The sequence below is a fragment of the Clostridium sp. OM02-18AC genome (assembly GCF_003481825.1).
GTDB lineage: Bacteria > Bacillota > Clostridia > Lachnospirales > Lachnospiraceae > Brotaphodocola.
Genome location: NZ_QULW01000004.1, coordinates 77,585 through 103,892 on the forward strand (window position 1 = coordinate 77,585; position 26,308 = coordinate 103,892).

23 protein-coding genes are annotated in these 26,308 nt (G+C 48.2%); 5 read left to right on the top strand and 18 right to left on the bottom strand.

Annotated elements, in window-relative coordinates; genetic code table 11:
- Positions 1–18: 18 nt before the first annotated feature.
- From DXB18_RS04250 to DXB18_RS04260, 3 genes are all read right to left on the bottom strand, one after another.
- On the bottom strand, positions 19–939 hold the full coding sequence (locus tag DXB18_RS04250; protein ID WP_118706180.1) for a YitT family protein: 921 nt from the start codon (positions 937–939) through the stop codon (positions 19–21).
- A 411-nt stretch (positions 940–1,350) separates the two neighbouring features.
- Complete coding sequence (locus DXB18_RS04255) at positions 1,351–2,040, bottom strand: LrgB family protein (protein WP_118541971.1); 690 nt, start codon at positions 2,038–2,040, stop codon at positions 1,351–1,353.
- Positions 2,037–2,423 carry a CidA/LrgA family protein gene (locus DXB18_RS04260; RefSeq protein ID WP_118542112.1) on the bottom strand — a complete coding sequence of 129 codons (387 nt, stop codon included), beginning with the start codon at positions 2,421–2,423 and terminating at the stop codon, positions 2,037–2,039. Before DXB18_RS04260 ends, DXB18_RS04255 begins: the two co-directional genes overlap by 4 nt.
- A 298-nt stretch (positions 2,424–2,721) precedes the next feature.
- Between DXB18_RS04260 and DXB18_RS04265 the strand changes: the two genes are divergently transcribed.
- On the top strand, positions 2,722–3,516 hold the full coding sequence (locus tag DXB18_RS04265; protein ID WP_118706182.1) for a GNAT family N-acetyltransferase: 795 nt from the start codon (positions 2,722–2,724) through the stop codon (positions 3,514–3,516).
- A gap of 16 nt (positions 3,517–3,532) precedes the next feature.
- On the opposite strand, the gene DXB18_RS04270 is transcribed toward DXB18_RS04265, so the two are convergent.
- Positions 3,533–4,369 (bottom strand): Mrp/NBP35 family ATP-binding protein, encoded by an 837-nt coding sequence (locus tag DXB18_RS04270; protein WP_118541967.1) that lies wholly within the window; start codon positions 4,367–4,369, stop codon positions 3,533–3,535.
- A gap of 374 nt (positions 4,370–4,743) precedes the next feature.
- Between DXB18_RS04270 and DXB18_RS04275 the strand changes: the two genes are divergently transcribed.
- On the top strand, positions 4,744–5,454 hold the full coding sequence (locus DXB18_RS04275; protein WP_118541965.1) for a GTP pyrophosphokinase family protein: 711 nt from the start codon (positions 4,744–4,746) through the stop codon (positions 5,452–5,454).
- Positions 5,455–5,536: 82 nt separating this feature from the next.
- On the opposite strand, the gene DXB18_RS04280 is transcribed toward DXB18_RS04275, so the two are convergent.
- The 8 genes from DXB18_RS04280 to DXB18_RS04315 all read right to left on the bottom strand — a co-directional run bounded on the left by DXB18_RS04280 (position 5,537) and on the right by DXB18_RS04315 (position 15,552).
- Entirely contained in the window at positions 5,537–6,175 is a 639-nt protein-coding gene (locus DXB18_RS04280; RefSeq protein WP_118706184.1) for a DUF6198 family protein, read from the bottom strand.
- 201 nt (positions 6,176–6,376) lie between these two features.
- Positions 6,377–7,738, bottom strand: coding sequence for an MATE family efflux transporter (locus DXB18_RS04285; RefSeq protein WP_118706186.1), 1,362 nt, complete (start codon positions 7,736–7,738; stop codon positions 6,377–6,379).
- Between the two features lie 4 nt (positions 7,739–7,742).
- Positions 7,743–8,966, bottom strand: coding sequence for a CoA transferase (locus tag DXB18_RS04290; protein WP_182430468.1), 1,224 nt, complete (start codon positions 8,964–8,966; stop codon positions 7,743–7,745).
- Between the two features lie 125 nt (positions 8,967–9,091).
- The gene (locus DXB18_RS04295) at positions 9,092–10,447 is read right to left on the bottom strand and encodes a 2-hydroxyacyl-CoA dehydratase family protein (RefSeq protein WP_118706189.1); all 1,356 of its coding nucleotides are present in this window, start codon (positions 10,445–10,447) and stop codon (positions 9,092–9,094) included.
- On the bottom strand, positions 10,447–11,625 hold the full coding sequence (locus DXB18_RS04300; RefSeq protein WP_182430469.1) for a 2-hydroxyacyl-CoA dehydratase family protein: 1,179 nt from the start codon (positions 11,623–11,625) through the stop codon (positions 10,447–10,449). Before DXB18_RS04300 ends, DXB18_RS04295 begins: the two co-directional genes overlap by 1 nt.
- An 88-nt stretch (positions 11,626–11,713) precedes the next feature.
- On the bottom strand, positions 11,714–12,859 hold the full coding sequence (locus DXB18_RS04305; protein WP_118706193.1) for a CapA family protein: 1,146 nt from the start codon (positions 12,857–12,859) through the stop codon (positions 11,714–11,716).
- A gap of 33 nt (positions 12,860–12,892) precedes the next feature.
- Positions 12,893–14,191, bottom strand: coding sequence for an SLC13 family permease (locus DXB18_RS04310; RefSeq protein WP_118541951.1), 1,299 nt, complete (start codon positions 14,189–14,191; stop codon positions 12,893–12,895).
- A gap of 206 nt (positions 14,192–14,397) precedes the next feature.
- Positions 14,398–15,552: a CapA family protein gene (locus tag DXB18_RS04315; protein WP_118541949.1), complete on the bottom strand. Its 1,155-nt coding sequence runs from the start codon at positions 15,550–15,552 to the stop codon at positions 14,398–14,400.
- 291 nt (positions 15,553–15,843) lie between these two features.
- Between DXB18_RS04315 and DXB18_RS04320 the strand changes: the two genes are divergently transcribed.
- Positions 15,844–17,487: a helix-turn-helix domain-containing protein gene (locus tag DXB18_RS04320; protein WP_118706195.1), complete on the top strand. Its 1,644-nt coding sequence runs from the start codon at positions 15,844–15,846 to the stop codon at positions 17,485–17,487.
- Positions 17,488–17,597: 110 nt separating this feature from the next.
- Here DXB18_RS04320 and DXB18_RS16320 read toward each other — a convergent pair whose 3' ends face one another.
- On the bottom strand, positions 17,598–17,900 hold the full coding sequence (locus DXB18_RS16320) for a hypothetical protein (RefSeq protein WP_207664491.1): 303 nt from the start codon (positions 17,898–17,900) through the stop codon (positions 17,598–17,600).
- Between DXB18_RS16320 and DXB18_RS04325 the strand changes: the two genes are divergently transcribed.
- On the top strand, positions 17,901–19,136 hold the full coding sequence (locus DXB18_RS04325; protein WP_207665763.1) for a helix-turn-helix domain-containing protein: 1,236 nt from the start codon (positions 17,901–17,903) through the stop codon (positions 19,134–19,136). It begins immediately after the preceding gene.
- Positions 19,137–19,220: 84 nt separating this feature from the next.
- Here the strand turns inward: DXB18_RS04325 and DXB18_RS04330 are convergent, their stop codons facing one another.
- Entirely contained in the window at positions 19,221–20,846 is a 1,626-nt protein-coding gene (locus tag DXB18_RS04330) for a CoA-transferase (RefSeq protein WP_118541943.1), read from the bottom strand.
- 298 nt (positions 20,847–21,144) lie between these two features.
- On the opposite strand from DXB18_RS04330, the gene DXB18_RS04335 reads away from it, so the two are divergent.
- Positions 21,145–21,702, top strand: a complete 558-nt coding sequence (locus tag DXB18_RS04335) for a PadR family transcriptional regulator (RefSeq protein WP_118541941.1) — start codon at positions 21,145–21,147, stop codon at positions 21,700–21,702.
- On the opposite strand, the gene DXB18_RS04340 is transcribed toward DXB18_RS04335, so the two are convergent.
- The 4 genes from DXB18_RS04340 to DXB18_RS04355 all read right to left on the bottom strand — a co-directional run bounded on the left by DXB18_RS04340 (position 21,645) and on the right by DXB18_RS04355 (position 26,162).
- Positions 21,645–22,361: a DUF4125 family protein gene (locus DXB18_RS04340; protein ID WP_118706199.1), complete on the bottom strand. Its 717-nt coding sequence runs from the start codon at positions 22,359–22,361 to the stop codon at positions 21,645–21,647. The genes DXB18_RS04335 and DXB18_RS04340 overlap by 58 nt on opposite strands.
- A gap of 123 nt (positions 22,362–22,484) precedes the next feature.
- Positions 22,485–23,420, bottom strand: a complete 936-nt coding sequence (locus tag DXB18_RS04345; RefSeq protein ID WP_118706201.1) for a DUF4037 domain-containing protein — start codon at positions 23,418–23,420, stop codon at positions 22,485–22,487.
- Positions 23,421–23,438: 18 nt separating this feature from the next.
- Complete coding sequence (locus tag DXB18_RS04350) at positions 23,439–24,734, bottom strand: SLC13 family permease (protein WP_118706203.1); 1,296 nt, start codon at positions 24,732–24,734, stop codon at positions 23,439–23,441.
- 18 nt (positions 24,735–24,752) lie between these two features.
- Positions 24,753–26,162, bottom strand: a complete 1,410-nt coding sequence (locus DXB18_RS04355; protein WP_182430470.1) for an MmgE/PrpD family protein — start codon at positions 26,160–26,162, stop codon at positions 24,753–24,755.
- Positions 26,163–26,308: the final 146 nt, after the last annotated feature.

Below are 26,308 nucleotides of genomic sequence, written 5' to 3' on the forward strand. Positions count from 1 at the left end.
TCTCTTTCTTTTCAGCTGCTACCGATATCGTTTTTTCATGGAAAAGCCACGTCCGCTCACCTCGCTGACCCGGTTTACCACCATAAAACATTCCGGATCGATGCGATGGACCAGCTTTTCCAGTTCCGGAAGTTCCCGGTTTGAGATGACACTGAAGATCATCTGCGTCTGGTGTTTCAGGTAGCCGGTTTCTCCGGAAAGCATCGTAACGCCGCGGTCCATTTCCGCCAGGATGGCTTCCCGGATTTTCTGACTGTGTTCACTGACAATCCGCACTTCTGTGCGCGTCGTTCCCAATAACATCAGCTTATCCAGTACCAGGGTATAAACCATGACCAGAATCAGCCCATACAATACGTTTTCCGGTGGATTTCCAACCGCCTGGACCAGAAGAATGCAAAAATCAAAGACATACATGGAAACAGAAACCGGAATCTGAAAATAATGATGGAGCACAAGCGGCGGAATGTCCATTCCTCCCGTCGATGCACCCGCCCGGATCACAATTCCAAGAGAAGCCCCAATCCCAAGTCCGGAAAATACCGTGCTCAAAAACAGATCCTGCGTCAGGACCGTACTTCCCAGTATCTGTTCAAAAAAGCCCAGCGCAATGGGATATACAAAGGTACTCACAACCGTCGTCAGTGCAAATTTTCTTCCAAGAACACTCCAGCCGACAAGGAGCATCACTACATTAAACACCAATACAAACGCAGACACCGGTATCCCAAATGCGCGGTTCAATGCCAGACCAATTCCCGTTGTTCCTCCGGTAAGCAGTCCCGCCGGCATCAAAAAAGCTTTGACCGTCAGCGCGTACAAAATATTCCCCAGAATTACAATAGCAAGGGAAGCTGCTGTTGCTGTTTGCGCAACGCGTGAACAGCAGCATGCTGCCTTCTGGCATGGATTTTTCCAGTTTTTTTCCTTTGTTTCCATCGTTTTTTGTTCTCCTTTTCCTGTCAATCCTCTCAAACTTCATAAAATGTACCCAGCCCTGCCCACTCAAAGACGCAATTTTCTATGAAACAAAAAAGAATGTGCCTTGGCACATTCTCGCGCCGAGGCGCGGTTGCTTCAGCAACCATCTACCTTTGCGCCGAGTGCGCTTCCTCGCGGAGCATTTTTATATGATAGGACGCAATTTCCTATCATATAAAAAAAAACGTCTGTCAGGGAGTTTTTCCCTAACAGACGTGGATCAAGGCATTGCCTAATACAAGTTCAGTATAAAAATTTTCTGGAATTCTGTCAAGTCGAAAACCAGATCTGTACATGAATGATTACTGCTCACAGGCAGGGATTTTCTGAACTGAAAATCCCGTATGATACAGTTTTGGCAACAGCTTTTCAGATCAGTCCCGACACCAGCGGAACCACAATGACTGTCATCAGTCCGGCTACGGCGATGGAAAGGCTGCTCATGGCACCCTCAACTTCACCAAGTTCCAGTGCCTTTGAAGTACCAATGGCATGTGCTGAGGTACCAAGTGCCAGTCCCTTTGCGATCGGTTCCCGGATTTTCAATACCTTAAACAACATTTCTGCAATGATATTTCCGAAAATACCGGTAATGATGATGCAGACCACCGTGATCGTCACGATGCCGCCCGCTTCCTCACTGACTCCCATGCCAATTGCCGTGGTGATGGATTTCGGCAGGAACGATACGTAATGGATATGTTCTACCCCAAATAACGTACACAGAAGAAAAATACTGCCCGCACTGGCTGCTACACCAGAAGCGATTGCCACAATGACAGAAATAAAATTTTTCTTCAGAAGTTCCAGCTGCTTATACAGCGGAATCGCCAGACACACCGTAGACGGTGTCAGCAGGTAGCTGATATACTTGGCGCTATTATTATAAGAAGCATAATCTACGTGCAGCAGCTTTAACACTGCGATAACGATCACAACAGACACCAGAAGCGGATTTAAAATTGCCCATCCGACTTTCTTTTTCACCCAGACACCAACCAGATATGCTGCCAGGCTGATCACAAAACCAAAATAAAGGGATTCCTGTAAAAAAGTCATGCTGTTTTCTCCTCCCCTGCATTCTTTCCATTCTTCTTTTTCAGCATAGATACCATAAACTCTGTCACCTTTCCGGTCACTCCCATAACAATGACCGTGGAAACCAGACAGGTTACAGCCAGCGGCACCAGGATTGCCTTCATGGCATCATAGCTTTCAATCAGTCCAACCGATGCCGGAATAAACAGAATCGGCATGATATCCAGAAGAAAATTTCCGGTTGCTTCAATATCATCCAGCTTCAGTAAGCCCGTACAAAGCAGAAGCAGAAGCAAAAACAGCCCATACACGCCAGCCGGAACCGGTAGCGGCAAAAGCTCATTGAAAAACTCTCCGATCATCGTAATGCCGAAGATGATTGCAGATTCCTTTACGTATTTCATATTGTTTATCCTTTCCAATGCTATGTCGTTCGGTTGCTGTTCATGCGCCGCACAAACAGCAACAGGGTTCTCCCCTTTCACGCCAGGCCGTGCATTGCCGGTTTCCGACAGAAAACGAATCTGTCTTTCTTCAAATCTGTTTGTATTCTGCAAACCAACTGCCTGCCCGGGCGAACAATAACTCGTATTCTACCACCGGAAACCAAAAAGTCAATGTGCATTCTTGTATTCTTTATGTTTTTTTCTTATACTTAACTTACCAAAGAAAACCTTGAATTTTCCCATCAGGAGGCGCTCCATGCATCTGAATTTGTCCATTTGCTCAACCAATTTGCTCACCCAAAAGCAGCAGGAAGAAACAGCAGATCTGACTGCTGTCTGTCATCATCATGACCAGAATGATCTTACTTATCCATTGGAAGAAACAGAGATCACCCATTTTCTCGCTTATCTCCCGGATGGCACGCTTGCTGCCTGCCTCGCACTGATTCCCTACGAAGAGGGCCTGGCAGAATGCTGCGCTTTCACGCATCCTGATTTTCGAAACCAGGGAATCTTCTCCCGACTGTTAGAAGAAGGACTCTCTCATATCCCAGACAGCGATCTGCTCTTTGCCGTGTCTGAATCCTGTCAGGATACCGTAAAAACCCTGGCGGCACTTGGCGCCGAAAAAGAATCCGAAGAACTGATGATGGAATGTGTCTTAGCTTCCTGTTCCTGTTTCCACGTTACGCAAACGGCAGCCGCTTCTGCCGCCCCTTCGCATTCCCCCTCGATAACATCCGGCAGTTTCTCTCTTCACCAGACTTCTGCCTCCGAATTTTGTCTTTATCAGGGGGATTTGCGCCTTGGCACTGCCTTTGCAGAGCCAGTCCGTGAAGGAACCGTCTGCCTGCATCATGTGGAAATTCTGCCAGAATACCGTCATCAGGGTCTTGGTACGGTATTTTTCACCCTGCTGCTTCCTGCGCTTGCCAGCCAGGGATTCCAGACGGCATTGCTTCAGGTTGCCGGTGACAATATGCCCGCCATAGCCCTGTACAAAAAAACAGGGTTTTCTGTCACGAAAACCCTGTCGTATTACTTCTATTAAATTCAGTAGATTCGGATTACAGTGCCAGCACTTTCTCGGCTGCTGCATCAAACCAGTCTCGCTCCAGGTACTCAATGGTACCGTTATCAACATGCTCAGCTACCTTCGGATCGATCGGAAGTTTTGCCAGAACCGGAAGATCGTACTCTTTGGCGATTTCATCGATATGACTCTCACCAAATACCGAAATCTTCTTGCCGCAGTCCGGGCACTCCAGATAGCTCATATTCTCGACCAGTCCAAGGATCGGCACGTTCATCTTCTGCGCCATCTTCACAGCCTTTGCCACAATCATGGAAACCAGTTCCTGCGGAGAGGTCACAATGATGATGCCATTGACCGGAAGAGACTGGAATACCGTTAACGGAACATCACCGGTTCCCGGCGGCATATCAACAAACATGTAGTCCACATCTTCCCAGAGTGTTTCATTCCAGAACTGCTTGACTGCACCTGCAATGACCGGACCTCTCCAGATGACCGGATCCGTATCATTGTCCAGAAGCAGGTTTGCAGACATAATGTCAATACCAAGTGCGGACGTTGCCGGAATCATGAGGTTGTCTTTTGTCATCATGACCATATTATTATTCAAACCAAATGCCTTCGGGATGGACGGTCCTGTAATGTCCGCATCCAGGATAGCGGTATGTTTGCCTTTGCTGTTCATCTTCACAGCCATCATGGCAGTAACCAGAGATTTGCCGACACCGCCCTTTCCGCTGACTACTCCGATCACTTTTTTCACGCTGCTTGCCGGGTTTAACGGCTCTAAAAAGCTTGTCTGCTCCGCTGTGCGGCTTCCGCAGGATTCCCCGCAGGTGCTGCAGTTGTGAGTACAATTCTCGCTCATGTAAATACCTCCACATTTTCTATCATACATTTCTGTTTTACAGCCGTATTCGGCATCCATGCGGCAGACAATCCGCCTGGATGTTTGACAGCTGCTATTCTCTTTGCGATTTTCGCAAAAAAGACCCTAATTGAAAGCATACCACATTTCAAAGAAAAACAAAACCCTTGTACCGGAAAATATACCGACTTGCACTGGAAAATATACTGGCTTTCTCAGAATTACTAAACAAAAACTCCCCATTTCACCCAACACAGCTGATATCAAAAATATCCCTTGTATGACACTTAAAATCTGGTATAATATAGATAATATTTCTACAATATTTCTTCAAAACTGGAACTATTGCACAAAAAGCAACGAGGTATTTACTGATGAACATGAATATGAACCCGAACAGTGAACTGGTCCAGTCCGCTGTCAATGTACCAAATCTGGTCCAGGTACCAGATGCCCTGGTCAGCCAGGCAAGAGAATTCCAGCAGGCCATGATGATGTACACCTGCGCCATCCGCGAAGTAAAAACCAAACTGGAAGTATTAAACGATGAGCTTTCCATCAAAAACCAGAGAAACCCCATCGAGATGATCAAATCCCGTGTTAAAAAACCGATCAGCATCGTAGAAAAACTGCAGCGCAGAAATCTCCCGGTCAGCCTGGAATCCATGATGAACAACTTAGACGACGTAGCTGGCATCCGCGTCATCTGCTCCTTCGTTGACGATATCTATGCTGTAGCCAACATGCTGGTCAGCCAGGACGATATCACCGTCATTGCCATCAAGGATTACATCAAAAATCCAAAGCCGAACGGCTACCGCAGTTACCATCTGATCATCGAGATCCCGGTCTTCTTCTCCGAGGAAAAGAAAAATCTCCGTGTGGAAGTCCAGATCCGGACCATCGCTATGGATTTCTGGGCAAGTCTGGACCACCAGCTCAAATACAAAAAAGACATCGGAAACGTTGCCGATGAGATCAGCGAGGACCTGCGCCAGTGTGCAGACGTCATTGCAGCCACCGACCAGCATATGCTCCAGATTCGAAAACGCATCGAAGATAAAAGTGGCAGACATCCGAAATAACATATTGTTAACGTAATAGGACCGTGAAAGTTGCCTTCGGCAACTTTCACGGTCCATCGTTTTTTCAACGAAATTGTTATTTTTAGAAGCAGAGTTTCTGCACGATCGGACTGACACGTTTCTTCATGACCGGAAGGATCTTTCCTACCAAGATCGCACTTAAGACGGTGCCCTCGCGGATACCAAACAGTCCATGCATGAACAGGAACGATAAGATCACACCGATTGCCACGGAAGAGCAGTCTACCATGATCTTGATCTTATGGAACTCAATGTTCGGGAAGCAGTCGCTGATGGCAAGCGTCATACCCTCCATCGGCATGTTGACCAGTTTTACATCCATGTAAATTGCTACGCCGAGCGCTACCAGAACAATACTGATCGCCATCATAAGAAGCTGACCGAAATAGGTCGGAATCACGAAACCGTGCATCACGCCTTTTGCAAAGTCTGCAAAGTAACCGAAAATCGTGGAAAAGATCAGCTGGGTTAAGTTAAACCACTGATATTCCTTACGCTTGATGAGGATCTGTACAACCATGTAAGCCACAAACACACCGATGATGCACCGGCCAAGATCGACTTTCAGGATCAGTGAAATGACATACGGTAAAGAGTTGACCGGAGATACACCCAGGTTGGAATTTACCGAAAAAGCTACGCCGAACGCCATGAACAATAATCCGACGCAATACAACAGGATTCGCATTAACATTTTCATATTTTGTCTTTTCTCCCTTTTTTTAGTGGTTGATAATATTATAACGTACCAGCAAAATTATGTAAATATAGATATGTCGAAACTGATATGGAGAATTTTAACAAAATTTTAATGTGAGATTTTTACATTTTTCTTTTTCCGTTAAGTTTCTAACAGTTTTCTGTTTTTCCTGATCGAACAGGATCCACCGTACCTCTCCACTCAATGGCTGACACCCCGTATTTTTTTGATCCATTTTCCACTGCGCATCCGAAACAGACAAATGATCGTCTTCATCAGATTGTCAATCCGGAGGAAGAAGAAAACCCAGAACGGCGGCCATTTCCACACCAGCCCCGCCATAGCGCCAAGCGGCACGCTGAATACCCATAAAAACAGAATGTCCGCAATCATCAGGAAACGGGTGTCTCCTCCGCTGCGCAGGATTCCCTTTGTCAGGATTCCTCCTGTCATCATAAAGATCACGGTAATGCTGACTGCGCGCATCAGCTGCGCCGCAATGGCTGCGGTCTCGCTGGTGATCCGGTACATGCCGATCACCCACGGACTGATCGCAAGGATCAGCACGCCACAGAAGATTCCGATCAGGAATCCAATAAACGTGAAAGAAATGCCCTGTTCTGCTGCTTTTTTTGCATCTCCTTCTCCCAGGGTATTTCCGGTAATGATCAGCGCTGACTGTCCCAGTCCCGCTGAAAATACAGATGCGATCTGCTGGGTTACATTGGTAATGGAGTTTGCCGACATGCAGGCGGTTCCCATATGTCCCCAGACTGCCATGACCATGCTGTTTCCCACACCCAAAAGCGTGTCACTGATCATGACTGGAAGGGAAATGCGCAGATATTCCGATACCAGTTCCTTACAGGACTGGAACAGATCGCGCAGTCGGAAACGGATTTTTTGATCGATCAGGAAGAAATATCCACAGATCATGGAAAATTCGAAAATACGGCTGATCAGCGTACCAACTGCAGCTCCCGCCACACCCATGGCCGGTGCTCCCAGTTTTCCGAAGATAAACATCCAGTTAAAGAAAATATTAATAAAGAATGCCCCGATTGCCGTATAGAGCGGAATGTGTGTCTGACCGCTGTTTCTTAAAACCAGCGTCGTTACCGTTGAACTTCCGTATAAAAAAAAGCACGGAAGCGTCCACCTCAGATAACGGACTCCTTCCGCGATTGCCTCGGGCTCTTTTGTCAGGAGACTTAAGACAGCCGCCGGTGCCATCCCAACAATCAGGGTCACCGCCAATGCTATGGTAAAGCAGAAACGGTACAACAGCGTTAATGTTTTGGAAAGGCTCTCTTTATCTCCTGCACCCCAGTACCTTGCGATCAGAACACTCGCCCCCATTCCCATGCCCATGGACATGAAATGGTAAAAATTGTGTACTTGGGTTCCCACCGCACTGGCGGCCAGGGCAGTTTCATTTAACTGCCCCAGCATAATGGTATCCATCATATTTACGCCAACGGTAATCACCTGCTGTGCAGAGATTGGAGCACTCAGTTCCCAGACTTTTTTATAAAATGCCTTCTCTCTGACGAATAATTTCATAGGCTTAGATGACTTTCTTTGCTTTTAAGTCTGCCAGCTGCTCTTCTGTCAGACCAAGAAGACCGCCATAAACCTCTTCGTTGCTTCCGCCCAGTTCCGGACTGCACTCATACTCAACCTTTACTTCACTCATCTTCGGTGCGAAGCCAGGCAGTTTTACTTTGCCGCGCTGCGGATGATCGATCTCAACCATCATGCCGCGCTCATAGTACTGCGGATCGTTGGTAATATCGTCTACGGAAAGCAGTGCGCCTGCCGGGATATCTGCCTTGCAGAGGATATCCATAGCGGTGAACTTATCGTAATCTTTCAGCCAGTCTTTGATCGCGCCGTCGCAGATGTCTCTGTGCTCATAACGGCTGCGCGGGGTTGCCATTTCTGGACATACATCCTGTTTTAAATCCGGACGTCCGATGACATCACAGAGGTTATCCCACTGCTTGCTGCCCGGATGACGGCTGCAGTAAATATGTACATAATCGTTCTTGCCGAACGGTTTGCACGGATAAGTATCGGACGGAGCCACATCCTCAAGCGGCATGCCGTTGCCGACACGGCGGTTCGGAACTTTTCCATTGTTGTAGTACGGCTCCCACTGGGAACGGGAAAGACCGATCATGAAATCCTGCATTGCAACGTCTACACGCTGGCCAATGCCCTCGCGCTCACGCTGTAAGAGTGCTGCAATGATACTCATGGCAAGGGTAATACCGGTACCGGAGTCTGCTACGGAAATACCACACTTGATCGGCTGATCCGGAAGTCCGGTTGCAGAAACCATAACACCGGTGTGGGTTGCGATCGGGTCAAATGCCGGGTAATCTTTGTACGGGCCATTCTGTGCAAAGCCCTTTAAGCTGGCATAAATGATCTTCGGATTGATTTCCTTACAAGCCTCATAGGTCAGACCCAGGTTGTTCATGGATCCCGGTCCCATGTTCTCTACGATGACATCGCTCTTTGCAACGAGATCCTTTAACAGCTGCAGTCCTTCTGGAGATTTTGCGTTGCAGGTAATGGATTTCTTATTCATATTCATAACCAGGAATCCATAGGTATCAACACCCGGATTTGCCTGGGAATAACGTCCCAGCTCCCCCTTTACCGGACGCTCAACTTTTAATACTTCTGCGCCCAGCCATGCCAGAGTCTCCGTACAAACAGTACCAGACTCAAACTGAGTCATATCCAGTACACGGTATCCAGAAAGCGGTCCTTTACATGCCATAATTACATTCCTCCAATTCTTGTTTTCGCCAAAGTTGATTTCTGTTTTTATTTCTTTTTCTTTCATCTGCCTGCCCGGTTTCGCAGATCGTGCTATGCCGGACAGACATTTTTTGCTTTATTGCTTTATTTTTTTGCTTCTTTCGCCTCTTTGTTTGGGATAACGCGGTTCTCAATGAACTCATCGACCAGATTGGTCATCGTCTCCGCGTTCCACTTGCGCGGGTTAACCGGATCTGCATGGAATGCAAGAACCGGGAATCCAGCCTCTTCCAGACGATTCTTAATAAAATAGCTTCCCTCTACCGCCTGCATATCGTTCTCCGGGATCATATAAACGACACCGTCGATATCGTTCTGCTTTGCCTGCTGTACAAACCACTCACTGTTCCACGGCGGCATATGAAGGAAATCTTCCATTCCGATGAAACGGGCTGCCAGTGCACGAAGCGGATCTTCTTCTACATGATTGCGGATGTAAGCATCTGCACCCATAGCCAGATACATGGACCACATGAAGACTGCGCCATACTTCTGCTCAAAACGCTGATAGAAACCGAAATCCTGCCACATACCGCGACCAAGCCACATCAGGCGGTATTTCTCATTCGGAACAGCAGCCTCACCTTTATCGATCAGCTCTTTGATCTCTTCATAGAGGCTCTTTGCGTGTGCAGCTGCCCACTCGGTGCCGCGCTGCCACTGTGCCTGCATAACAGCATTGATCGTATCCACTACGGTAACCGGAACCGGATGACTTGCAGCGATCATATCACGGATCTTTTTATAGTAGCCTTCCTGCTCATTGATCAGGTCCATGACATGCTGGAGCTTGTTCATATCCATCATCTTTCCGGTCTTCATCTCCAGATAGTTGATCAGGGCTTTCAGCTCTTCGACTGCCAGGTCGATACGGTCTTTATCGTACAGCTCTTCCCAGCGGTCTGCAGTCAGCTCATACCAGTTTAACGGGGTCTTTCTTGCAACCGTATTTTCCATGACGTACAGATCAGCACCATAGTTCTGTGCGATCAGCCCAAAGATCTTGCTCTGGCAGTCACCGGTCAGACGGGTAATGCTGATGGTCGGCTTCGGAAGTCCGCCCCACGGTCCAAGAGGCTTGCCCTCTTCGTCCAGCTTGTGGTCATCCGGGTCAAAGCTCTCTGCCAGTGCCTGCGCATCGTAGCTGTTTAAATCGTTGCGGTAGCCATTGTCTGTCATCAGCTGGGCATACTTGCGGGTCATACGTTTTGCTCCGCAGATTGCAGCCCACCACTGGTTTACAACAAACGGAATGTCCATGGCGCGGAAGATTTCCATCGGCACATCGGCATTCAGGATCGCAAAATCGCATCCTTCCCGCTCTACGCGGGCTTTCATATCAAAGAACCACTGTTTCTGGTAAGCACCTGCTGCTGCGGTTGCTTTCAGTTTTTTCACAACGGAGGATTTTGATCCGGTTGCTTTCTTTTCTTCTGGCATCACTGATCCCCTCCTTTTCCTGCTTTCAGTTCTTCTGCAAATGCAGCGAGTTTTTCGTCCAGATCTTCATTTTTTGCTGCCGGCCAGAGCATTCTGCCAAAGGTGCAGGACTTGATGCCGCGGGCTGCAAGACTCTTTCTCTGGTTTGGCATATCCCAGGTAGCAACTTCGTCGTAAAGATTGGTATAGAAGATGACTGCCTCCGGCTTGGTCTCCTCCACCTCACGTTCCAGTGCCTCCACACGCTGGGAAACAAATGCTTTCTTTGCAGAAAACTCTCTCAGCATATAGCGGTCTACCAGCGCACGGGTTACCGGGTACTCCAGATTGAAGTCACGGTTGTAATAACGGTCTCCCCAGTTGGTATCTTCTCCGACGACCACAAGACCCTGTGCCTCGATCTTCTCGTAGAGTGCGGTATCTTCATGCTCTGCTCCGGTGTAGAAGACACGCGGTCCTTCCAGTACCGGCCAGCTCTTTGCGTCTTCCGTAACCTGACGCACCAGCTCAGTGTGGGCTGTACGCTCCATGAAAAGTCCGGCTCCGATGATCACCATCGCTTCGCTTCCGGCAATGTGTACCTCGTCTCCATGACGGAGAGCTGCCATCTCACGCAGTGCCTGACGGTTTTCGTTACAGATCTTTCCGGCTTCACGGATTGCTTCATCCGTGATCTCATGTCCGGCCCACTCTTCTACCTGTTTGCGGAACAGGTCCATGACAAATTCATTCCGTTTCTGGTGCATCTGGTGTCTGGTAAACAGCCAGTCAATGAATGCAAACGGAGGAAGGTTCTTCTCCGGTTCTACACGGTGCAGTTCTCTTAAATACAGGAAAATACGGATTACCACGTCGGTACTGTTGGAGATTGCCAGCGCATCCAGCTGTTCTCCATAGGTGCCGTCGATCAGTTTTTCAAACTGCGCACGGACAACCGGCTCAAACGCGTATTCCAGATATTTGTTTGTCTCCTCCAGGGAACGGTCCGGATCTGCATAGATCTGAACAGGCAGCATGTCTGCTGCGATCAAAAGTTCATCCGGAACATCAAATCCCAGTTTACCAACTACTTTTTTCCCCTGGGCGCGCCACTTTGCAGCTTCTGCGTCCCGGTGATCCCAGACTTCTTTCAAAGCAGTAAAGGCTTTGCTCCCCAAAGCACAATTACGAATGCTCATCGGTGTGTCACATCCTTTCCAAAATATGGTGGAACAGGTTCTTTTCCAATTTTCCTGAAGACTGTTCCACGCTCTTACATGAATCCGATCACGGTGTCTTGCTTTCCATGATGACATAACTGCCGTCATCACTCCAGCGCAGCGCGGCATTTAAATTTGCGCCGTCGGTCTGACGAAGAATGAAATCCAGAACTTTCTGACCACCATGGTCTCTTGTCTTCACGACAATATTTCCAGATTTTTCAATGTAGCACGGAATGAATCCGCACTCTGTCACGCCGTCCTTGTTTGCCATAACTTTGGCGATCATGGTGTAACGGGAAGGTTCCGACCATGGGTAAAACGGTACTTCATAATGTCCGTCTCCCCGGCCTTCTTTTGCCCGCTGCTTTAAGTACGCAATCATCTCCGGGGTGTCATTGTAACCGGCCGTCATGGCGTAAGTCACACAGACGAAATTTCCAAGTCCATGATAAATCGGTTTGCCCTTATAGAGTTCCACCCCTTTTAGTACATGGTGATGATGGGCGAAGATAATGTCGGCTCCGGCATCCAGCGCCGCGTAACACATTGGCTGCTCATATGCATCCAGACGCGGATGGTCACCGCCGTTTCCTTTGTGGAATACCACCACTGCGATATCCACCTGTTTTTTCAGTTCCGCTACCTCTTCCTGCAGTTTGCGGATATCCTGCTCCCAGATAAAGGTGTAAACCTTTGCTGGACAGCCCGGCATATCCCGCGCCGGAACGTAGCTGGTTTCTACTTTTACATAATTGGCTCCCGGCTTCTGGGAAGTCGCCCAGCCAAGCTGCGGGCCTGTCGCATTGTAAGAAAGTACGCCGATTTTCAAACCGTCTTTTTCTACAATGGCAGGCTTTTTCGCCTCCATGATATTGGCACCGCCCCCTGCAGGGTGAATGCCAAGCTCTTTTAATTTTTCCACGGTATCGATCACGCCGTACGGCCCACAGTCGTACAGGTGGTTACCGGCTACCGTGGCAATATCAAACCCGATATCCGCCAGCACCTCAAGGTGCTGGGGATTGGATGGCGGTGCCTGGATATCGATGCAGGACGGAAGATTGCGGGTCGTGTGGGGGGTCTCCACATGACCGATCAGCACATCCTGTTCTCCAAGGATTTCCCGCGTTCCCTCGAAATAAGGCTCCATAGGTCCGGGTTCGTCTAAAATCAGATCGCCGACACAGCAGATGCTGATTTCTTTATTCATATAAATACTCCCCCTTATCGTAAATCCGCTTGATTAGAACGGAATCTTACCAATTACAGCGCCAAATACGGTACATAAAATGGTTACAAGCCAGATCCATTTGAAGGAATATTTCAGGTGCTCACCCATGGTGCAGTCTGCCAGGCCAAGTGCCAGGTACGGAGACGGTCCGATGAGGGTGATACCAGCTGCGATCGCACACGGAACTACGATAGAAGTTGCCAGTGCCAGATCGGTTACACCGTATGTGCTGACGATCTGCTGCATGATCGGGGTCAGTGCGAAGTAAATATTATCACTACCGATGATGGTATTGATCGGCATTACCAGAAGAGATACTAAGAAGCACAGATGTCTGCCAAGGCTTTCTGGAAGCACTGCAAGGATGGTGTTGGTCATGCTTTCGATCATGCCGGTTCCGTTCATAACACCAACTAAAACACCGATTGCGATAATGGTCATAACCATGTTGATCGCCGGGCCGCCGTACTGTTTGATCTTCGCGCCCTGTTCCTTGGTGGTCTTGAAGTTTACGATCAGAGCCAGGCCAAATGCTACGATAAATCCGATTGCGGTACCAAACCAGCCAAGAAGAAGACCAACGATCATGAATGCGGTTAACGCCATATCAAAGATCAGGACCGGTCTGCTGACAGAAACTTTTGCCGGCTGGGCTAAGGTTTTCTTTAATTCTGCGAACTCTTCATCAGTCATACCTGCACCGTTTTTCTTCTCGAGTGCTGCGATCGGGATCATGAGAAGCAGGGAAATGACGATCGCGAATGCCTGGATCGGTGCCAGGTAACGCCATAACTCCTGTGCATCCAGACCGGTTACGGAAGTAATACGGAGCATGGAAGCGCACCACGGTGTGATGTTCATTGCACCAGATAAGAGGCACATAACAAATACGATACAGATCGGGCGCATCTTCATTTTCTTGAAGATCGGCAGCATGGTCGGAATGGTAACCAGAGCTGTGGTTGCACCGGAGCCGTCCAGATGAGAAATAATGGTAACGAAGCAGGCAACGTAAAGAACTGCCAAAACGTTGTTGCCAAGATATTTCATAACGCGGTTTACGATAACATCGAACATACCTACATCACTGAGCAGGCTGAAGAACATAACCGCGAATGAAAACAGGATAATGGTATTCAAAACCGATTTGAAACCATCGTTCATAAAGCCCTGAATGTCTTTTAATCCATATCCAAGGATCAAAGCTGCGACGATCGGGATGATACCGAACACCGGGATAATGGATGTTTTATTGCTGATCAATAATACAACGATAATCGCCAACATGATAAAGCCCATTGCTGTTGTCATAACGTTTCCCCCTTATTTTGCTGCATGATTTTCAAACATTTTCGTAACTGTTCAGTACCTTCACAGTCACGAGCAAAAATCCATTGAAAATTGCCTTCGGCAATGGGATTTTTGCTTTCTAGCCCATGTTTTCGTACGGTCAGCGCAGCAAGTGCGCAGACCTACTGAATAGTTACACATTTTCTGTTTTTGAATGTTAGCAGATCTTATTCTTCTCCTGTAACCTGTACCCATCCTTCTGCTCTCCACTTCAGCTGGATGGAAAGTTTCTGTTCCTTTGAGATCTGTTCTACATAGTCGATGACCTCTTTGGCTTCCTCATAGGTTTTCAGGATTTCCGGTGCTCCCTGTTTGTTGATATAGCAGGGAACAAAACCAAACTCCGTAATGCCTTCTTTTGTTGCAGTCATCCGGGCAAGCATGGTCTTGCGGCTCTCCGGATTGAATGCGTAGAACGGCATATCCGGATCCGGTGTAAAGCCAAACAGCTTCTTGCGCTGTTCGATCCAGCGCAGGCGTTCCGGACTGTTGTTGTCACCACTCGGTGTCAGTGCATGGGTAACACAGACAAAGTTGCCGAGATTGTGATAAATCGGCTTGCCACGGTACACTTCGATTCCGCGAAGAATGTGGGCATGATGTCCGATCACTGCATCGGCTCCCGCATCGATTGCCGCATGTGCCAGAGGTTTCTCGTACATTTGGATCTCGGCGTGGGTATGTACCATTCCCTTATGCAGTGCTACTAAAAGAATGTCGCACTGGCTGCGCAGTGCACGGATTGCATCCTGCATTTCTTCCAGAGAATCCGGCTCCGGGAAAGTGTAAACCTTTGACGGAAGTCCCGGTGTTGCTCTCGGTGACGGCTCATGGTGCGTCAGGATCTGTACATAGGAAACTCCTGCTTTGTGCGAAGTCGCCCAGCCCTCTTTCGGTCCTACCGCATTAAACCCGATGAGGCCAACCCGGATTCCTTTCTTTTCCACGATCGCAGGTGTTTTCGCCTCTGCCAGGGTTCTTCCGGTTCCTGTCACCGCAATGCCCAGCTTTTTGAGCAGGTCAATGGTGTCCACAATTCCCGGAACTCCATTGTCATGGGCGTGGTTACCGCAGGTGGTGCACATGTTAAATCCGCAGTCTTTTAACGGATTTAAGTTTTCCGGTGGTGCCGGTGGTGCCGGGATGTCCGTACTGTTCGCTTCCCCACGGTCTGTGTGCGGCACTTCGATCTGCCCGATCACAAAGTCCCCTTTCGCCAGGAATTCTCTGGATGGCTCGAAGAAAGAATACGGATCCGGTTCATCGATGATGATATCTCCCGTAGCCAGGATCAGCGCCTGATCCTCTGCTTCCTTTCCCATAACGTCATATCCTCCTTTCCATTGACATATATGTCATTTACCGCTCCGGCAAATTTTATATGTTAATTTTATCGCAAATAACACCTTGGGAACAGGTCGGAAGCGCACACATTTCCCCCCACTTTCATGTGCAGTCTGCACATTTTCAGACGTTCAATTCCCTTTTATCTGTACAAAACAGAATATTTTTACTATGATAATGTTGTTCATTTTTTATCTAAAACAAATTTTTAAAATCTGTCGGCTCCATACATCTGGATTCGCCGGCAGTCACAAGGAGAATGATCCAGCATGAGTCTTTTTACCTCTACCATGCTTCAGGCATGGATCAAAGATCTGATCATAAACGTCCGCACAGGTCAGGGAAACTTATCGTGCAGCGGCGGCATTATGCTGATGACAAACCCCGACATGCTTCTTTCCCCGGAATATCTCTATATCGGTGAGGCAGACACCATTTCAGAGTTTCTGCTGCAGAACCCTGACATTCAGCCGGGAACCTTTCTGATCAGCGCCGGGGACCTTTGTTTGCTTCCTGACTCTGTCTCTGAAAATCTTACGATCATTGAGACGAATCAGGAACTGCTTTCCCTTTATAACCGGCTTCATGAACATCTGCACCGCTTTCGCGTCTGGGACGAAGAGTTGCATCATATCGTATATACAAATGGCGGACTGCAAAAGCTTTTGGAATACGCCTACCAGGAACTTCATGCCACGATCCTGCTTTTAAATTCCGGTTATAAGCACATTGCTTCCGTCTATGATCCGGACACCCACGATCCGACCGCCGATGAGTTAAGAGAAAACGGTTATCAGTCTTATGACACCATCCAGACCATCCACCATGAACCTGCGATCCGCTGGGGTGAGCACCGCGAATACGCGGAATACATTTCTTCCCTCAGCGGCAATTACACGATCGTGCGCCTGATCCACTATCATGATGAACTCGTTGCGCGCCTGTGCGTCATTTTAAACAGTTCTGAAGCGAATCCGTATTATTCTGATCTGAATGAGCTCTTGTCAAACTATGTCGCGGAATATCTGTTTAACAACCAGAGCAGCGACTACAGCGGCAACTCCCAGTTCGGTGCACTGGCCGCCGACCTGATCGAATGCCGGATCGCCAGCGAGGAAGAGCTGCAGCAGCGTTTAAAACAGATCAAACTTGCCACCCGGCGCTATTACCATGCCATGCTGATCGCATTTCCAGCTACGGAACACCCCGGGCCAACCATTCCCTGGAACTACATCATCAACCAGCTGGAATACATTTTCCCGTTCAGCAATATCACAACCTATAAAGGGGAAATTTTCCTGATCATCCGGAAAATGAAGCGCCGCAGCCGCCTCAGCTTCAACGAAGATGCGCTTTCACGGATTCTGGAAAGTTATCACGGCTATGCCTGCGTCGGCAATGCATCGGAATTTCTCATGTCACTGCCGCCGGTCTACCACCAGTGTCACGAAGCACTGCGTATTGGGCAGATTATGAATCCCAAGCAGCGTATTTTCTATTATGAAGACTACAGTATCTATCATATCATTGAACTGGCCGCCGAAACTTCCCGCCAGAAACTGGGAAGCCGCAACCTGGTGCATCTGTGCAACAATGAACTGATTGCGCTGGTCTTATACGACAAAAAGTACCACACCAATCTGGTGGAAGTCCTGCAGACCTATCTGCTCCACGAACGCAACACCAGCGAAGCCGCCAAGGCGCTCTTCATCCACCGCAATACCATGCTGAACAAGATCCATAAGATCGAAGAGGTCATTGACAGCAGCTTAGATGACCCCAAGCTTCGGGAACGGCTTTTGTTCAGCTGCCGCGTCATCGAATATATGTCACGCTACTGTCACGAGGATATTCTGGTGCTGAAGCGGAATCTGGAAAAAGAAAAAACAAACACAACTATCAAAAGCGATTAAAAAGCCAGAAAACTGCCTGGATAAATCGCGAAATGCCGGTCCCGCATTCACCGGGGCCGGCATTTCTGTCACTGGTTATTATAACAAATCCAGCAAACGCTGAACATTTGTTATCGATTCGATTTCCATGATGCCATGGAAAATTTTCTGGATCTGATCTTCGGTATATTCTTTGGAAAGAAGACCGTTTTCTGGCACAGAACCCCAACGACCTTACGATTTTTATCTGCAGCCTCTCCTATTACCAAGCTCATGAAGACATGTTTACCCCATTCCGGCGCCTCACGCTTGTGATCGCGGATAAATCCATGCCCGATACCGCCGGATTCTATACCCGGCATTCTTATATGAACCTGCTGCACATTTCTGCCAGTGTTCTGGAAGTATATTCCCAGTTTCTCGCCTGTTTTCATATGTACCACATTTGGCGTACCCACTTAAACACCACTTTCACCTACGCCAATCCCAGTACCATCATGCCGGCGCTGTCCCGGGTAGCAGGCTGCGCGGTCTACATGTATTCCCAAAACGATTTGATCCTTATGGATTACTCCTGCACAGGCTTAGACATCCCATTCACCAGGAATCTTTGCTCCTGCTTTTATCTGCCGGAAGAAATCCGCCCATTTGTAGGACAGATCCACAATCCACCGGAAAATCCGGTATGCGGTACATTCCAGAATGGTCCGCAGTACATGCTGCACTCCCTGCGTGACTTTCAGGGATTTTCCATCATCCTGCTTTTCGTGTATGAAACAAAGCTGCATGTTGACATCCCCTCCAATGATTTTCTCTATATGATATCCGGTCAATGGGAAAAACATATGGATTTCCAGAAAAATTTCCACCACAACATCGTACCCACCGCCTGTGACCGGTTAATTGCGCTTTTGTCTGATCCGGAAAGCAGCGATTCCGATATTCCGGACCTGATCCATGAACTTTCTTGGCCGCTTAAGCAGTGGAACGCCTGGATCGATATTCATTTTCCAAGCCTGGACTCTCCTGCCCTTCATCAGGTCATCCTGAAAAATGAGCTGCAGCAGTTTTTCCCGGAACAAAATCTTGCATTCTATCAGGACACGGTCACGGTTTTGTACAGCACCGCAAATTACACGGTCTCTCCTGCGATTCCGGATCATTTTCCAAAATGGCTGAAACAGCACAATGCCTATGCCGCCATCGGTCCGTTTTCCGAAAAGCAGGAAACCTGGCGGGAGCATCTGACTCTGTGCAAACAGCTTTATGCCATCGCACATACAGCAGATTCCGGTTATCTTTTTTCTTATCAGGACTATCTGGTCCCCCTGGCACTCGACCGTCTGCAGCAGTCCTGCCCGCAAAAAAGCATTCCGGCCTGCTACTGTCATCCTATGATCCCATTGCTTGAAACTTATGACCGCGAAAACAACACCGCCTTTGCCAAAGTCCTGTTCACCTACCTCTACCACAGCTGCAATGTCAACCAGGCCGCAGGTGCACTTTTCATGCACCGGAATACCGTGCGCAAACAGATTCAGAAGCTCTCCGAGCTGTTCCAGCTGGACTTAGAATGTCCGAATACCCGTGTACAGCTCTTGTTTTCCTTTTATATGAGAGAACATCCGCAATCTGCAGAAATGCCCATGATACCAATCCATTACACATAAACATTTCAAAAGCCAAGCACAAAAAAGCCGGAAAGCATTTTTCGCTTTCCGGCTTTTTTAGAAAATTATAAAGAAATCACATTTCTATTTTAAGTACTCTTTCAGTCCGCCCCAGTGCTCTTCAAAGATACCAGGATCCATCTCTTTTAAGTCCGGAGAGATGACCGGAGTAAATCCGAGGTGATCCAGAACGTCTTTCTGCAGGTCAATGCCAGGTGCGATCTCGATCAGGGTCATCTTGTGGTCGATCAGCTGGAATACTGCACGCTCGGTCACGTACAGAACTTCCTGATTGTCCGGTGCGTACTGTCCGGAGAAGGTGATCTGTCCGACTTTCTCTACGAATTTCTGAATGGTTCCCTCTTCTACGATCTCCAGCTTTCCACCGCCGACTTTCACTTTTGCCTTGCCCATAAGGGTACCTGCGAAGATAACCTTCGGGGTTGCTGCAGTGATATCGATGAATCCGCCAGGTCCGGTCAGTCTCTTGCCCATACGGCTTACGTTGTTGTTTCCGTCTCCGTCAACTTCACCGATGCCAAGGCAAGTCATGTTCAGACCGCCGCCGCTGATCAAGTCAAACATCTCGTGAGGAGAGAGGATTGCTTCCGGGTTATAAGCGCTTCCGAAGCTCGGCAGTGCAGACGGAACACCGCCTACCATACCACTCTCGGTACTCATGGTCACATCTTCAATGAGACCTTCCTCAGCAACAACTTTTGCAATGTCAGCCGGCATGCCGACGCCCAGGTTGATGAGGTCGCCCTTTCTTAACTCCATAGCGCAGCGTCTGCAGACAACCTTTCTCTCATCGAATGGAAGCGGCTGGATGCTGTCTAACGGAATCTTGATCTGTCCGGAATAAGACGGCTCCCAGTAAGTTCCCTCAGCCTGCCAGCAGGACTTCGGATCCTTTGCCTGTACCACATAGTCGACTAATTTTCCTGGAATCTTAACATCCTTCGGATTTAAGGTATCTTTCTTTGCCAGGTACTCAACCTGTACGATAACAATACCGCCATTGTTCTTGACTGCAGTTGCTACCTCAAAGCCCTCGTTCACAACGCTCTCATGTGCGAAGGAGATATTTCCGTTCTCATCTGCGATGGTTCCACGAAGCAATGCAACATCGCACTTGAATGCCGGGTAGAAAAGGTATTCTTCTCCGTTAAATTCTACCAGTTTTACCACTTCCTCGGAGTTTGCACAGTCGTTCATGCGTCCGCCTTCTACACGCGGATCTACGAAAGTACCAAGACCGGTCTTGGTGATCAGACCCGGACGGCCTGCTGCACACTCTCTCCAAAGGTTGATGATGACACCCTGCGGCAGGCAGTGGGTCTCAATCTTGCCCTGACGTGCCTGGTCGCAAAGGGTAAATGCACTTCCGATGTGGGCACTGGTCCATTTTGTGATCAGACCCGGACCAGCTTCACCGAAACGGGTAACACCACGGTTTCCATGTTCGGTATCTGCCTCCGGGAGCGGGTTTCTGTCCCAACCGTTAAACTTGTTTCCGTAACCCCAGTCACCCAGTGCACTTGCCTGCTTTAAGTTTAAGTCACAAGGATGTCCGGTTTCCGCAAAGTTATCACGGATCGCACATGCAACCTCCTCCGGCCAGCCGGAAAGTCCCATACCGGCAACACCTACGGTTGCGTGGTCCGGGATCAGCTGTGCTGCTTCTCTGGCAGTAATAAACTTAGCCATAATGAAAATACCTCCTCTTTTCTACTATGTAGTAAAATAATTTCTGCGTTATTTTATTAACATATTATACCATGTATACAAGTACATGTAAATATATACATGTAAAACCATGACTTTTTTCAGCGTATTCCACGATTTTAAAATCGAATTTTTGTGAAATATCCATGACAAATTATTTTTCTATTTTTCATTTTCCATTTTTATGTTAAAATTTACATATCAATCATGACATACTGTGATATACAGTACGGCTGTCTTCCCAGGGAGCTGCCATTTTTGATATAGGAGGAACGTTCTTATGAGAACTTTAAAATATGCGATTCTGGGACTGATCAATCGGGAGCCCATGACCGGCTACGATATCACCCGCGAATTTAACAGCAACAACCTTGCAAATTTCTGGTACGCCAAGCACAGCCAGGTCTATCCGGAACTGAGCCGTCTCATGGAAGAAAAACTGGTCACCTGCGAAGTGATCATCCAGGGAGAAAAGCTGGAGAAAAAACTCTACTCTATCACCGATGCCGGAAAACAGCAGCTTCAGGAATGGCTCATGAAAGACGAAGCGCTGGAAGCCACCCCGAAGGATGTCTTCCGCCTGCGCATGTACTTTTCTGATTTTATGACCCCGGAGCAGTTAAAAACCCATCTTACCAACCAGCTCCAAAAGCATATCTTAAAAGAACAGTACCTGTCCGATATGATGCAGGAACATCACAATAATATTGCCCCTGCCATCGGCACCCGTGAATTCGGCGACTTCATGGTACTGGAAGGCGCTATCATGCGCGAAAAATCCTATATCGACTGGCTCCGGGACTGTCTCAGCCGCTGCTCTGCTTCCTCTGCAGACTGATACCCATAGCAGCGCGCCATGTAGTCCATCTGTAAGACCTCCGGATGTTTTTCCTGCTGTTCTAATGTTTCATAGCAGGCTTTTAAACATGCGAGGGTCTTTTCGGAATAGGTCGATAACTCTCCCATTGCATACGTCTCCACCGATGCCTCCCCCGGGTAAGCATCTTTCTTTCGGACTGCCCGCCCCTGACTGCCAAACAATGGATGACTTTCATGGAAACGCTCCATCCATCTGGTCTGAAGTTCGGTCAGTTCCGACACCAGTTTCTGTTTTTCTTTGGAAAGCACCGGAAGCTCTTTTGCAATCTTCTGATATTCTTCCGGGCAGGTATCCTGCATCATATAAGCGTATTTTTCTGTGAGAAGGTTTCTGCCCTGTTTTTCTGCCTGCTGCAGATCGTTCCGGTAAGATTCCAGGCTTACCCGGTCCCATACCACAAACTGGCTTCGCCGCATAATATCGAAGGTTTCCCAGTCATCCTGGCAGCCGGCTCTTCCGCCTGCATTAGAAACCCGGTCAAACATCGCCCATTCCGTCTGGACGATTTCCTTGATCAAGGCTTCGTTATCAAGATTTGCATCTTTCCGTTCCGGATTCCATTCTTTGTTTCCCAGATTCGATTCTTCCTGTGCCATGCTTTTTTCATCTTGCTCCATTTCTATATCACCTCCTTCTTTTTATTTCATCGCCGCATCCGGCCTGTCATTCTCATTCCAGTGCTTTGGTTGTCCGGTTCTTTCCAAACCTATCACTCGTCCAGATGACATGTTGTATACACCCTACCCGTACAGCCACGGCAATGCCGCAATGTGCGGGTCCTGAATCTGTTTCATGAGTTCATCAAGACTATTCTGCAAAAACGGATCGGTCGTCCCGATCAGCTCCTGTCGCTGCCACTCGGCAGAAATCAGGCTGCAGATCATTTCAATAAGTTCCTGTTTCTGCTCCCAGAAGGAGGACTCTGGGCATGGATCCATTAACTGCGCAAACAGCTTCTGCGTCGTTCCCAGAATCGGAAGCTCTCCAAGCCCCCTGTGCATCCATTTATAAAACGGCGCATACCGATGGTTCAGCAGGTAGATCATGACCATGCCATGACGCACAAACTCCGCGAGCGCCAGCCCCGCTGCCACGTATTCCCCGCGCCGCACGCTGCGCGGCAGATTGTACTGTCCGGACTGGGACATATTCGCTGCCCGTGCCACCATCTTTTTGATGCGTACATCCTCCGGATGCCCGGCCTTTAAGCGGCCGCGGACTTCCAGAAAAGAGCCGCTTCCTTCTTGAAAGACAGCGCCGTTTGTTGCGACTGCCAGATAGCTGTCCGGCAGGTTCAGCCACTCCATCTGTGTCTGCGGCCCCACTGTACTGCCAAGGAAATGACGGTAAAACGCCCCACTCTCCCACACACCAACCCGGTGGCCGCTCATACGGCTGTCACGGCGGACCGGCATCCCGTAAAATGAGGCAGGGAGTGCCTCATATTCTGCTATGAGCCGCTCCCCGATCTCTTCCATGAGTTCCCGGTCCAGCCATAAGCAGAAGGCCGGACCGAAATCATGGTCTCTTGAAATTTCATCGTCAAATCCAAAACACTCGGAACCTTCCCCACACAGACCAATTGTGATGCGCGACATATACGCCCCGAAACGCTCCTCTAGCATAGGGCGTCCGTACTGCATAAAGTAGTCTCTTGCAAGGTTCATTCCTTTCATAGGTTTCTCCGTTTCTTTTTAAATGTGGAAGAATCCAAATAATCCAAGGGTAGCTACGATCGCTACAGAAATCGGAATGATGATCGCTACCGGAATCATCCAGGTTGATAACTGATCTTTTACCTTCATGTCCGGGCATCCTGCAATTGTCATTGCACCACCGGTTGAGAACGGAGATACAGAAGAACTCATAGCTCCGATGAAAATGCAGGAGAACAGCATAACCGGATTCAGACCAAGGTTTGCTGCAAGTCCTTCTACCATTGGGTATAACAGCGGACATACAACACCGGTACCGCTGGAGAAGAAGCTTAAGAATGCTGCAAAACCAACCAGTGCAGCCGGTACCAGGGCTTTCGGAATACTGTTACTCATGATATTTGCGATTGCATCGGTCATACCGGCGTCTTTTGCAACACCAAGAAGCATCGACATACCGGCGATCAGAATCAGGGTATTCATCGGGATCTTGCGGATCACTTCTCTCTCATCGCCAAGTTTCAGGAATACTGATAAGATTGCTGCAAATACCATAACAGCCTGAGGCTGACATACTGCTGCGACTTTCGAAATAAACGGAGTCTTTACCCAGGTATTTAAGATTGCCGGCACAACCATGGCAACTAAAGCAACGATCAGAAGGGTAAGCTGTTTTTTCTGGGTCGGATTAAACTTTTCCGGTTTTTCTACATTGACTCTTGCTGCTTTGTAGCCTTTGAAAATGATGTAGCATACAGCGATAACAAGAAGCTGTTTAATGCAGGCATTGATCCAGATATAGTAGCTGATCTGGTTTGCACTTGCCGCATAGCTTGTGTTTTCGATCAGGCTCTTGGAAACAACACCGCCGTAACCGTTGATCGGGTTATCACCGCCAATGGTTGTTGCACAGGCAACTGCGATCGCAAGCAGGATTGGGTGGATCTTTGCACTCAGGCCAATGGAGAATGCCAGCGGTCCAATGATGGCCGGTGTGGAAGCGCCTGCGCCAAGGAAAGCAACAACTGCACAAACCAATGTGATGACCCACGGGATCAGTTTTGCGTTGCCGTTTAATACGTACAGAAGATTTTTTGCAAGCAGATCCATGGTTCCGTTGCTTGTTGCATAGTTAAAGAACAGTGCGATCGCAAGCAGATAGAATACAATGTTGGTCGGCCAGTATCCAATGACTGAGGAAACCTTACCGCCATCTACCATAAGAACCCCGATCAGGAATGCAAACCCCATTGCAATGATTCCTGCGTTTACTTTAAATTTCCATCCAATGATGATCGCCAGAATGATCGCGATCAAAGATATCGTTAATGTCATAATCCCCCGCCCCACTTTCTATAAGATTGCTGTAAATTTTTCGATGTTATCCAGTTCTTCCAGATGCTCCACCATATCTGTAATCTGATCCAGAGTCTCTTCTGTCTTTTCATGCAGGCTATGGCGTGCACAGGATTTCAGTTTTTCCTTCAATTCCTCCATGGAAGTATCTTTTCGTTCTTTTCCGACTTCCGTGTAGAAATAATGGAACTCTCCCCTGGAAGTATAAATGGTCACATCCGTATTCATACCTTCCGTTTTTCCCCATCCCTCATTGGTTTCATGCGTAAATTTCGAAGCCAGCTCCAGCACACGTTTGTCTTTGAATGCTTCCGGCTGGAAATCATCCAGTGTTACATTTCCTTTCACCAGTGCAACCGATGCGGTATACGGAATACTGAATTTTCCAATGATCGATGTCGTCGGGGCTTTCCGGATCTCTTCCGGTTCCATCAGCATTTTGTTTCGCTGTGAAACAACCACATGAATTCGCTCGATCTCTTCTGGAAGAATGTGATGCTGCTTTGCAAGTTCTGTCACTGCAATGATTCCCGGATGTGTTCCTGCACAGCTTGGCCACAGTTTGAAATACAGGCTTCCCGCATAATATTTCTTTCCAAGATCTTCTGTTACCCGCTCTAATGTGCAGTTGTCTCGCGCATACGCATGGTAAAATCCAAGTTTTCCTTCCAGCGGTTCCTCAAACCCGTTTAATCCCTTTGCAGCGATCTGTCCGCTCAGCACTGCGTTCCGCGCTGAAAATGCTTCTCTGACAGAGCGCATGACGGTTTTGGAATTATTCATCAGTTCGGAACTGCAGGTTGTCTGACACAAGTTAAAACTGAATGCGTCCACGATCTGCTTCGGTGTAAGATCCAGCAGCTTGCAAACTGCTGCCGTAGCTCCAAATGAGGTATAGATCGTCGGCATGTAATATCCGTACTTTTCCAGATCCTCATTGGATCCCAGTGAAACACGGCAGGCTGTCTCGCTTCCAAGAACCAGCGCAGTCAAAAGCTTTTTTCCATCTACATTTCCAAGTTTTTGTGCAACTGCCAGTGCTGCCGGAAACGTAGAAGCATTGGAATGAACCACTGCATCCATCTGGGTATCTCCAAAATCCAGTGAATGGGCCATGGCTGCATTTGCGAATGCTGCCCAGCCTGCAGGCAGTTTCCTGTCAAAACCGATGACGGTTGCTTCTCCTGCTCCGCCGCTGCTGTTCTCCACTGCCAGTTCCACAAATTCCCGACATCCGTCACCCAGTGTTGCTGCACCAAGTGTGATACCAATTCCATCTACAATGGATTTTTTCTGGGTCTCAAAGACTTCTTTCGGAATATCTTCGTATTGTGTTTCTGCAATGAATTTTGCTAACTCATAGCTAATCCCCATGGTCTCCCCCTTCTCCCCATCAATTTTCTTCATCTTAGCATCGCGCGACATGTTCGACAATCTTTTCACACAAAATCAAAATTATGTGTGCATCAAGCACAGATTGATTTTTCATGTTTGTGCATAAAATCCAAATGCCGGCGCATACACTGCACCGGCATCTGAGTTCTCTCAATCTG